The sequence below is a fragment of the Kineococcus gurbantunggutensis genome (assembly GCF_050871925.1).
Classification (GTDB): Bacteria; Actinomycetota; Actinomycetes; order Actinomycetales; family Kineococcaceae; genus Kineococcus.
Genome location: NZ_JBJLSG010000168.1, coordinates 1 through 10,209, shown reverse-complemented (window position 1 = coordinate 10,209; position 10,209 = coordinate 1). Strand labels below are relative to the sequence as shown.

Genomic DNA, 10,209 nt, shown 5'->3' with positions numbered 1-10,209 from the left:
CCCGCACCCCCGGTCGGGGTGCGGGGCTCCGTCGCGCGGGGCTCAGTCCTCGAACAGCTCCGTGCGGAAGTCCTGGCGCGGCAGCTGCGCGCGGACCTCGAAGGTGTGGGTCTCGGTGTACGTGCGGCCCGAGACGTCGGTGGCGGTCACCTCGGCGGTGTGCACGCCCTCGGCGAGGTCGCTCGGCAGGCGGTACTGCCACAGGTGCGTGGCGCGGTCGGCGAGGTTGCCGCCGGGCTGGGCCGGGCCGGGGCCGTACTTGCTGCCCGCGTACAGCTCGAAGCCCTGCGCGTCCTCGTTCCCCGAGGTGCTCTCGAAGGCGTAGCGGGCCACCTGCAGCTGGCGGGTGGCCGCGGCCGGGTCGGCGAAGCGGGCGCCGGTGTTCGCGGCCTCGCCGCGCGCCTGCTGGGTGCGCCTCGCCGGCTGCGCCTCGCCGCCGTCGAGGGAGACCTCGACCTCGGTGTCCGTGGAGCCGTACCAGACGTTGGCGGTCAGGTAGGTGTCCTGGCCGAGGTCGGCGGGGGTGACCAGGCCGGTGTCGCCGAGGTCGTTGACGTTCACCGGGGGCACCGCGTCCCACTCGCCGCGCTCGCGGGCGGCGGCGAACCGCGACAGCTGCGCGTACCAGTCGCGCCAGCGCGGGGAGTTCAGCGACAGCGCCATCTGCTTGTCGCTCTCCTCCCCGATCACGTGGAAGGTGTCGCGGAACTCGGAGCCGTCCACGTCCAGGGTGAGGAACCCGGGGCGGGCGCCGTCGCGCTGCAGCGCCATGGGACGCCCGTCGACGCCGAGGTCGCCGGAGTACCAGTCGCCGCTGGGGGCGCCGGCCACCACGTGCGGGAAGGGCAGCTCGGTCACGCCCACGGCCTGCTCCCAGCCGGCGTAGGAGTCGCCGGTGAGCATCCGCTCGGTGGAGTGGGTGTGCCCGGACACCGACAGCGCCGGGCGGCCCTCGAGCAGCTCGTACACGTCCAGCACGTCGGCGGTCTGGTGCTTGGTGGAGGTGGCGTCGGCGAAGGAGACCATCGGGATGTGGGTGGCCAGGACGACCAGCTTGTCCTTCGGCACCGTCGCCAGGTCCGCCTCCAGCCACTGGATCTGCTGCTCGCCCAGGACGCCGGAGTAGCTGGGCGCCCCGGCCGGGTCGGCGCAGTGCGGGCGGGTGCCGTCGGCGTCGTCCTCCGGCGCGCACGGGTACTTCACGTTGTTCATCACGACGTAGTGGACGTCGGCGACGTCGTAGGAGTACGTGGTCGGGCCCAGCTCGCGCTTGTAGGTGTCGAAGGAGTGCGCGGCGTCAGTGGCGTCCAGGTCCAGGTCGTGGTTGCCGGGCACGAACCGCAGCGGCAGGCCGGAGGCGCCCAGGACCTCCTTGATGCGCGGGTACAGGCCCAGGTCGTCGCCGGCGACGTCGCCGAGCATGAGGGCGCCGCACTCGGCCAGGCGCTGCTCCTCCTCGCGCTGCAGGTCCACGAGGTCGGCGACCAGCCCGTCGCGGGCGAAGCCCAGCTCGCGGCCGTTGTAGGTCTGCACGTCCGCCAGGACCGCGCAGCGGGTGAGCTCGTCCTGCGCCCGCTCGTCGCCGCGCACGATCGGGAAGTTCACCGCCGAGGGCAGCGGGCCGGTGGGCGCCAGGCCGCCGAAGCGCAGCTGCGGCGAGCCGGCGGGCAGGTGGTGGTAGTGGAACTGCGCGACGCCGTCGGCGTCCACGGGCACCTGCCAGCCGGAGGGCTGGGTGACGTAGGCGGTCATGCCCTCGAAGACGGGCAGCTCGTAGCGGCCCCGCTCGTCGGTGCGCACGACGTCGCGGCCGTTGGAGACGACGACGCCGGGCACGCCCTCCTCGCCGTCGCTGCGGCCGTCGCGGTCGGAGTCCTCGAACACCCTGCCGCGCAGGGTCTCGGGCCGGCCGGCGGCGCGCGGGGCGGGACCGACCTCGCGCACGACCTCCACGAAACCGGTGTAGCGCTCGGGGGCGGCGGCCTCGGGGGCGGCGGGGGCGGCCACCGAGCTCTCCAGCGAGGCGGTCAGCGCGCTCGCGCCGACGAGCGCGACCGCGGCGGCGGCGAGGGTGCGGCGCCGGCGCCGGGGGGCGCCGGGGACGTGCGGGGCGGTGCTCATGGCGGGGGGTGACCTCTCGTCGACGGGTGTCACGACCCGGCGCCGGTCCGGCGGCCGGGGGCACCCCCCACCCTGTGCGGCCTCTGTGACCTCCCGGTGAAGGACCACGGAAGGTCAGCGGAACGTCACTGTCCGCCGAACGAGGTGACCTGCTCCGCCTCCTTGTCGCCGAACGACCACGGCTGCCCGGTCGCCTCCAGCACCGACCACCACAGGTCGCCGTGCGGGTCGACCTGGTTGCGCGCCGAGACGGCCAGCCGGATCGGGATGTGCACGAAGCGCCGCCGCCAGCGGCCCACCACCATGTTCGTGCGCCCGGCCATCGCCGCGTGCGCCGCCGCGTGCGCCAGGCGGATGCAGTACACGCTGTCGTACGGGTTCGCCGGCACGGAGCGGATGACGTAGCTGGGGTCGATGTAGCGCAGGTTCAGCTCCAGGCCGTGCGCGGCGAAGTCGTCCGCGATCGTCTGGCGCAGCAGCCGGCCCACGTCCTGCAGCCTCTTGTTGCCCGAGGCGTCGCGCTGGTCGTCGTCGTCGAAGAGCTCCTGCCCGGCGCCCTCGGCGGCCACCACCAGCGCGTGGCCCTGGGTGGCGACCTTCTGCCGCAGCAGCTCCAGGAACCCGCCGGGGCCGTCCAGCACGAAGGGCACCTCGGGGATCAGCACGAAGTCGGCCTCGTTCTGCGCCAGCGCGGCGTAGCAGGCGATGAACCCCGAGTGCCGCCCCATGAGCTTGACGACGCTGACGCCGTTGGGCGCCGTGCGCGCCTCCACCTTCGCCGAGCGGATCGAGCGGGTGGCCTCGCTGAAGGCGCTCTGGAAGCCGAAGCTCTGGTCGATGAAGGGGATGTCGTTGTCGATGGTCTTCGGGATGCCCACCACGGCGATCTTCAGCCCGCGCTCGGCGATCTCCGCGCAGACCTTCTGCGCCCCGCGCATCGTGCCGTCGCCGCCGATGACGAAGAGGATGCCGATGCCCATCCGCTCCAGGCAGTCCACGACCTCCACGGCGTCCTGCTGCCCGCGCGAGCTGCCCAGGATCGTGCCGCCCTCGGCGTCGATGCCGTCCACCGCCTCCGGCGTCAGGTCCACCACGTCGTGGCCGTAGCGCGGCACGAAACCCTGGTAGCCGTTCTTGAAGCCGTAGATGCGGCGCACGCCGTAGTGGTTGGTCAGCTCGGTGACCAGGCCGCGGATGACGTTGTTGATGCCCGGGCACAGCCCGCCGCAGGTGACGATGCCCACCCGCGTCTTGGAGGGGTCGAAGAAGATCTTCTTGCGCGGGCCCGTGGGCTCCAGGCTCGGCAGGTCGGCCAGGCCGTCGAGGTCGTCCTCGGCCGCCACCCGCCGGTTCACCTTCGAGAGGGTGTCGTCGAAGAGCACCCGGTCGGTCTCGTCGATGTAGTGGTGCGTCGTGCGGCGCGCCTGCAGCCGCGGGGCCAGCGGGGAGTCCACCGTGCAGGGGCCGAGGGTCTCGACCGAGAAGTCGGGCACGGCTGCGTTGTCCATGGGCTCGCAGGTCCTTCCGGGCTGTGGGGTCCTCGCCGGTCCGGCGGGCCCATCATCGCCGGGCGGGCACCGGCCCGGCGCGCCGGGGTGCACCGCCGCGCCGGGCGGTCGTCCGCCGCACCGGTCGGGTCCCCGCCGCGCGGTGATCACCGAGCGTGCCGCCGCCCGGCGCCCTAGCGTCGGGGCATGAGCAACGACCTCTACACGGCCGTCGTCACCTCCACCCCGGGCGCGGCCCGCTCCGACGACGGCGCCCTCGCCGTCGACGTCTCCGAGCCCACGGCGCTGGACGGCGCCGGCCAGGGCACCAACCCCGAGCAGCTCATGGCCGCGGCGCTGGGCAGCTGCCTGCTGGAGTCCCTGCGCATCGCCGTCTCCACCACCGGCGGCAGCGTGGACGGCGCGCAGGTCGAGACGCGCGTGACCCTGGCGAAGGGCGACCCCGGCTACACCGCCCGCTACGCGCTGCGCGTGACGCTGCCGGACGCCGGCACCGACGCCTCCGCGGTGCTGGAGCAGGCGCTGGCGCTGTGCCCGTTCACCAAGACCGTCGACGACGCCGCCCTGGACGTGCAGCTCGCCTGAGCTCAGCTGCCGTCCGGGCGGCCCGCGCCGCCGGGGGTGCGGTCCCCGGGGGCGCGCTGCCCGGCGGTGCCGTCGCGGTCGGCCAGGCGGGCCAGCATCGCGTTGTAGTCGGCCAGCTCGCGGCCGCCGTCGCGCTCGGCGGCGCGGTCGCGGCGGCGGTTCTCGCGCGTGTCCGAGCGCGACCAGGCCACCGCCACGCCCAGCACGAGCACCAGGGTGGGGACCTCGCCGATGCCCCAGGCGATGTCCCCGCCCCGCTGCTGGTCGGCCAGCAGGTCCGCGCCGGGCGAGACCTGCGCGAACCACTCCGGCGCCAGGAGCTGGGTGCCCTGCATCAGCGCCACGCCGAAGAAGGCGTGGAAGCCCATCGTGGCCAGCAGCAGGATCAGCCGCAGCGGGTACGCCGGGCGGTGCGGGCCCGGGTCCACGCCGATGAGCACCGAGGCGAAGAGGTACCCGGTGCCCAGGAAGTGGAACATCATCAGCTCGTGCCCGACGTGGGTGCTCAGGGCCAGCTCGAACAGCGGCGAGTAGTAGAAGACGATCAGGCTGCCGGCGAAGAGGGCGGCGGCCACCAGCGGGTGCCCCAGCAGCGCCAGGTAGCGCGAGTGCACCAGCTCCAGCAGCCACTCGCGCGCCCCGCGCGAGCCGTCCCGGCGGGCCGGCAGGACCCGCAGCGCCAGCGTCACCGGCGCGCCCAGCACGAGCACCGGCGGCACCGCCATCGTCAGCAGCATGTGCTGGAGCATGTGCGCGCTGAAGGACAGCCGGCCGTAGGCGGCCGGGCCGCCGCTGGTGACGAACAGCAGCGCCAGGCACCCCAGCACCCACCACGCCGTGCGGCCGGCGCTCCAGCGGTCGCCGCGCCGGCGCAGGCGGCGCACGGCGATCAGGTAGCCGACGAGCAGGCCGCCGGCGATGAGCAGCCACAGCAGGTCCGGGGAGGTCTGCGTGAACCAGCGCAGCGGGGTGGACGGCGGCGGCGCGGCCTCCCCGAGCAGCTCGTCGACGGTGCTGGCGGCGCCGGCGTCCTCGGGCACCGGGGTGGGGGTGCGGCTGAGCGCCACGCCCAGGCCGGTGGCGGCGGCCATGAGGACGAGCTCGCCGGCGGCGAGGCGGGCGAAGGAGCGCGGGCGGGTCGCCAGCAGCGGCAGGGTGCGCCCGCGGTGCCGGGCGCCCAGCGCGCCGAGCAGCACCAGGGCCAGCACCTTGCCCAGCACCAGCGCGCCGTAGGCGGTGCCCAGCCCGGACCAGCCGCCCAGGCGCACCCAGGCGTTGACGACCCCGGACAGGGCCACGGCGGCGAAGCACCACAGCGCCAGCGCCGAGTAGCGCCCGGCGAGCACGCCCAGGTCCACGGCGCGCTCGCCGGCCGCGGCCGGGCGGCGCCCGGTGAGCGGCGCCACGAGCAGCACGGCGGCCAGCCCGCCCACCCAGGCGGTCACCCCCACCAGGTGCAGCGCCAGGGAGCTGACGGCGGTCTGGTGCGAGGCCGATCCGGAGGCGTGGCCCGACAGCGACAGCGGCAGCAGGGCCAGCAGCGCCAGCGCCGCGGCCCAGGCGGCGCCGGTCTGGGTGGTGGCCGCGGCCCCGACGGTGGCGACGACGGCGGCCAGGACGGTGGTGACCAGCAGCGCGCGCCCCAGGTCGATCTCCTGGGCGAACTGCGCGAACTGGGCGCCGAAGCCGGGCGCGCCGGGGGCTGCGCCCACCACGTCCATGGCGGTGAGCACGAGCACGGCCAGGGCCGCGAGGGTCCAGGCGCCGGCGCCGACCGCGCCGGCGCGCACGGCGCGCGTCCAGGCGGCGGAGGGGTGCGGCAGCAGCAGGGCGGCCACCAGGGGCCCGCCGACGGCCAGGGCGGCGGACAGGTCGTGGACGGTGCGCGCGACCGGCAGCCCGTAGCGCACCAGGGCGCCGGGGTCGCCGAGCACGGAGGGCACCAGGCCCCCGCCGGCGGCCAGGGCCACCAGCAGCACGGCGCAGGCGGCGGCCAGGCAGGCGGCGGCCACCAGGGCGGTGCGGGTGGCGGCGCTCGCGCCCGGGACCGCGGGGGCGCTGCCCGGCCGGGCGGTGCGGGGGGTCTGACGGCGGGTGTCGGCCACGTCGTCCAGGGTAGGTCGCGCCCCGGACGCCACCGGGCGCGGAGGGGTCGGGCGCGGGGGCCGGGCCGGGGGGTCCGGCGGAGGGGTCGGGCGCGGAGGGGTCAGGCGCTGGCGCGCACGGCGCGCACGGGGGCCCGGTGGGTGGCCACCTCGAACCAGACGACCTTGCCGAAGGGCTGGGCGTCCACGCCGTGGGAGTCGGCCAGGGCCTCCACCAGCGCCATGCCGCGCCCGTCGAGGGCGTCGGGGTCGGACTCGCGGCGCACCGGCAGGCGGGTGTTCTCGTCGCCCACGCCGACGCGCACCCGCGAGCCGTGGCGGCCCAGGCACAGGCGCACGTCGCTGCGCCCGTGCAGGACGGCGTTGGTGACGACCTCGGCGGTCAGCAGGAGCAGGGTGTCGACGACGTCGCCCACGAGCCCCTCGGCGATGCACCAGTCGGCCACGAGGTGGCGCGCGGTCCGCGAGGACGTGGGCTCGGGGGCCAGGGTGGTGGAGCACGTCCAGTCTTGGAACGACACTGAGTGACTCTCCCGATACGTAGGGTCACCAGGAACGGTAGCGCAGCGGCTCGCGGACGGCTCAGTGCGGTGACGGACCGTCACCGGTCGCACCGCCACCCTGTTGGACCTGTCCGCCATGCTCGCTCCCCCGCGTACGCCCGTGGGCTGCTAACTTGGTGCTCATTGGTTGCGTGCAGCAGTCAACGATCCGTGTGCGGGTCGCGACCCCGAGGACTACTTCGCGTCCGGGGCCCGCCCCGTTACACGACGACCGCGACCCCCGCCGCACGACACACCGACGAGCACACCGCCGACCACGCCGGCGGGTGCCCCGCCGACGGGCCGGCGCACCACCGGCCCCACCCCGCACCCCACCACGGACGGGCCCCGCGCGCAGCACGGGAACCGTCCCCGCAGCACCCCGGAGCACCGTGGACCACCCCGTCCCGGCGGCACGACGCCCGTGACCGCCCCCACCACCCGCACCCCCGGCGCACCCGCCGAGCACGGGCACGCCCTCCTGCCGGCGCTGGCCGAGGAGGTCACCCGCACCGTGCGCGCCCTGCACGCCCTCAAGGCGCAGGTCACCCGCGCGGAGGAGGGCCCCGAGCGCGCCGTGCACGCGGTGCTGCTCGTCGTCGCCCACGCCGGGCCCAGCCGCGTCGGCGCCCTCGCCGAGCGCCTGGGCACCGACCCCTCCACCGTCAGCCGGCAGACCGGCGAGCTGGTGCGCCGCGGCCTGCTCGAGCGCCGCCCCGACCCGGACGACGGCCGCGCCTGCCAGCTCGCGGTCACCGGCGCCGGCCGCGAGGTCGTCGCCGACACCCTGCGGCGCCGCCAGGAGCGCCTGGCCCGCGCCGTCGGCGGCTGGGACGAGGACGACCTCGGCACCTTCCTGACCCTGCTCTCCCGCTTCGCCGACGGCCTGGAGCAGGTCCGCGACGAGCACCCCACCGACCCGGGGGGGGGGGGGGGGGGGGGGGGGCGGGGGCGGCCCCCCCCCCGCCCCGCCCGCTCTCGCGCACCACGCCCGGGGCGCGGCGCCCCCGCCCCCGCCGCCCCCCCCCCCCCCCCCCCCCCCCCCCCCCCCCCCCCCCCCCCCCCCCCCCCCCCCCCCCCCCCCCCCCCCCCCCCCCCCCCCCCCCCCCCCCCCGCGACCACCCGCACCGACCAGGAGAACGCATGAGCAGCACGACGGCCGGGGCCCAGCCGGCCGACCCCGCCGGAGCACCGGCCCTCAGCCACCGGCAGATCATGGCGATCCTGTCCGGCCTGCTGCTGGGCATGTTCCTCGGCGCGCTGGACCAGACGATCGTCTCCACGGCGATCCGCACCATCGCCGACGACCTGGACGGCTTCTCCCTGCAGGCGTGGGCGACCACGGCCTTCCTGATCACCTCGACGATCTCCACGCCGCTGTACGGCAAGCTCTCCGACATGTACGGCCGGCGGCCGTTCTTCATCGCCGCCATCGGCATCTTCGTCGTGGGCTCGGCGCTGTGCGGGATCTCCACCTCGATGTACGAGCTGGCCGCCTGGCGCGCCCTGCAGGGCCTGGGCGCCGGCGGCCTGATGTCGCTGGCGCTGACGATCATCGCCGACGTCGTCCCGGCGCGGGAGCGCGCGAAGTACCAGGCCTGGTTCATGGCCGTCTTCGGCACCTCCAGCGTCCTGGGCCCCGTCGCCGGCGGCTTCTTCTCCGGGCAGGAGTCCCTGCTCGGCCTGGCCGGCTGGCGCTGGATCTTCTGGATCAACGTGCCGCTGGGCGCGCTCGCGCTGGCCGTCGTGGTGCGCAACCTCAAGCTGCCCAGGCGCACCACCCGGCACCGCGTCGACTGGCCCGGCGCGCTGACCCTGGTCGTCGGCCTGGTGCCGCTGCTCGTCGTCGCCGAGCAGGGCCGCGCGTGGGGCTGGGGCTCCGGGCGCGCGCTGCTCTGCTACGCCGTGGGCGCCGCGGGCGTCGCCGCGTTCGTCCTGGTCGAGCGCGCCTACGGCGAGGAGGCGCTGCTGCCGCTGCGCATGTTCCGCGGGCGCACCTTCGTCGTGGGCAGCCTGGCCAGCGCGATCCTGGGCATGGGCATGTTCGGCGCGATGGCCGTGCTGCCGCAGTACCTGCAGGTGGTCAAGGGCTCCTCGCCCACCGTCGGCGGCCTGCAGATGCTGCCGCTGGTGCTGGGCATCATGTCCGCCAGCGCGTTCGCCGGGCAGTTCATCGCCCGCACCGGCCGCTACAAGCCGCTGCCGGTCGTGGGCACCGCCCTGATGGTCGTGGCCCTGTTCCTCTTCAGCCGCGTGGGCGCCGACACCCCGGTGTGGCAGACGATGATCGTCATGCTGGTCATGGGCTGGGGCCTGGGCGGCAACATGCAGCCGGTCATCCTCGCCGTGCAGAACGCCTCCGGCCCGCGCGAGGTCGGCGTGGCCACCTCCTCGGTGACCTTCTTCCGGCAGATGGGCGGCACCCTGGGCACCGCCGTCTTCCTGTCCATCCTGTTCTCCACGCTGGGCGGCAACGTCTCCTCGGAGTACCGCGCCGCCGCCTCCGAGCCCGCCTTCGGCGCCGGCCTGCAGCAGGCCGGGCTGGACCAGGCCGGCCTGCAGGGCGTGCTGGCCCGCGCCAGCGACGACACCTCGGTGCTCTCCACGCTGCCGGCCGCGGTCGCGCACCCGTTCAAGGTGGGCTTCACCGACTCGGCGAACCTCATCTACCTCGTGGCCGCCGCCGTCATGGTGCTCGGCTTCGTGACGGTGCTCTTCCTGCCCGCGCTGCCGCTGCGCGGCGCCACCGACCACGGCACCGCCCCGCAGGACCCCGCGCAGGGCCCCGCGGCGGGCGCGGCGGACGCCCCCGCCGCCCCGGTGCAGGCCGCCGGGGGGGCCGTGGAGCCCGCCCAGGAGCGCGACCGCCCGCAGCAGCTCACCGGCCTGCCGGCCGACGCGCCCGCCGCGGACGAGCTGGCCGAGCGCGTGCGCCGCAGCGTGCAGGCCGCCAGGGCCGCGCAGCGCTCGGTGGAGGAGCTGGCCGCCGAGACCGCCCGCCGCGAGGCGGCGCTGGACGCGGCGGTGGAGGAGCTGCGCGACCTCGGCCTGGACGAGGCCTCCATCGAGGCCACCCTCGGCGAGGACGCCGCCGCACCGCGCGGCCGGCACGCCGGCCACGTCACCCACCCGGCCCAGCCGGCCCACCCGGTTCACCAGGCGGACCCGGCGGACCCCGCGGTCCCCGGCGCCGAACGGCTCGGCGCGCAGAACTGACACCCCGCGACGGCCCCGGAGCGCAGCGCTCCCGGGGGGGGGGGGGCCCCCCCCCCCCGGGCCAGCTGCGCGGTGGCGCTGGTGCGGCGCCCGGGCGCGCTGCTCACAGCAGGGGCAGGTAGCGCTGCAGCT

At 76.2% G+C, this 10,209-nt stretch carries 7 protein-coding genes; 3 read left to right on the top strand and 4 right to left on the bottom strand.

All coding sequences use genetic code 11. The features are described from left to right. Positions 1–42: 42 nt before the first annotated feature. Positions 43–2,121: a calcineurin-like phosphoesterase C-terminal domain-containing protein gene (locus tag ACRYR7_RS21610; protein ID WP_432574177.1), complete on the bottom strand. Its 2,079-nt coding sequence runs from the start codon at positions 2,119–2,121 to the stop codon at positions 43–45. Between the two features lie 125 nt (positions 2,122–2,246). After that, complete coding sequence (locus ACRYR7_RS21605) at positions 2,247–3,629, bottom strand: ATP-dependent 6-phosphofructokinase (protein ID WP_432574176.1); 1,383 nt, start codon at positions 3,627–3,629, stop codon at positions 2,247–2,249. A gap of 186 nt (positions 3,630–3,815) precedes the next feature. Here ACRYR7_RS21605 and ACRYR7_RS21600 point away from each other — a divergent pair, with 186 nt between their 5' ends. After that, complete coding sequence (locus ACRYR7_RS21600) at positions 3,816–4,214, top strand: OsmC family protein (RefSeq protein WP_432574175.1); 399 nt, start codon at positions 3,816–3,818, stop codon at positions 4,212–4,214. Between the two features lie 2 nt (positions 4,215–4,216). Here ACRYR7_RS21600 and ACRYR7_RS21595 read toward each other — a convergent pair whose 3' ends face one another. Continuing rightward, entirely contained in the window at positions 4,217–6,319 is a 2,103-nt protein-coding gene (locus ACRYR7_RS21595) for a cytochrome c oxidase assembly protein (RefSeq protein WP_432574174.1), read from the bottom strand. A 101-nt stretch (positions 6,320–6,420) separates the two neighbouring features. After that, entirely contained in the window at positions 6,421–6,840 is a 420-nt protein-coding gene (locus ACRYR7_RS21590; RefSeq protein WP_432574173.1) for an ATP-binding protein, read from the bottom strand. A 445-nt stretch (positions 6,841–7,285) separates the two neighbouring features. Between ACRYR7_RS21590 and ACRYR7_RS21585 the strand changes: the two genes are divergently transcribed. Both ACRYR7_RS21585 and ACRYR7_RS21580 read left to right on the top strand, forming a co-directional pair. Then, complete coding sequence (locus tag ACRYR7_RS21585; protein ID WP_432574172.1) at positions 7,286–8,008, top strand: MarR family winged helix-turn-helix transcriptional regulator; 723 nt, start codon at positions 7,286–7,288, stop codon at positions 8,006–8,008. Continuing rightward, the gene (locus ACRYR7_RS21580) at positions 8,005–10,077 is read left to right on the top strand and encodes an MDR family MFS transporter (RefSeq protein ID WP_432574171.1); all 2,073 of its coding nucleotides are present in this window, start codon (positions 8,005–8,007) and stop codon (positions 10,075–10,077) included. Before ACRYR7_RS21585 ends, ACRYR7_RS21580 begins: the two co-directional genes overlap by 4 nt. Positions 10,078–10,209 lie beyond the last annotated feature (132 nt).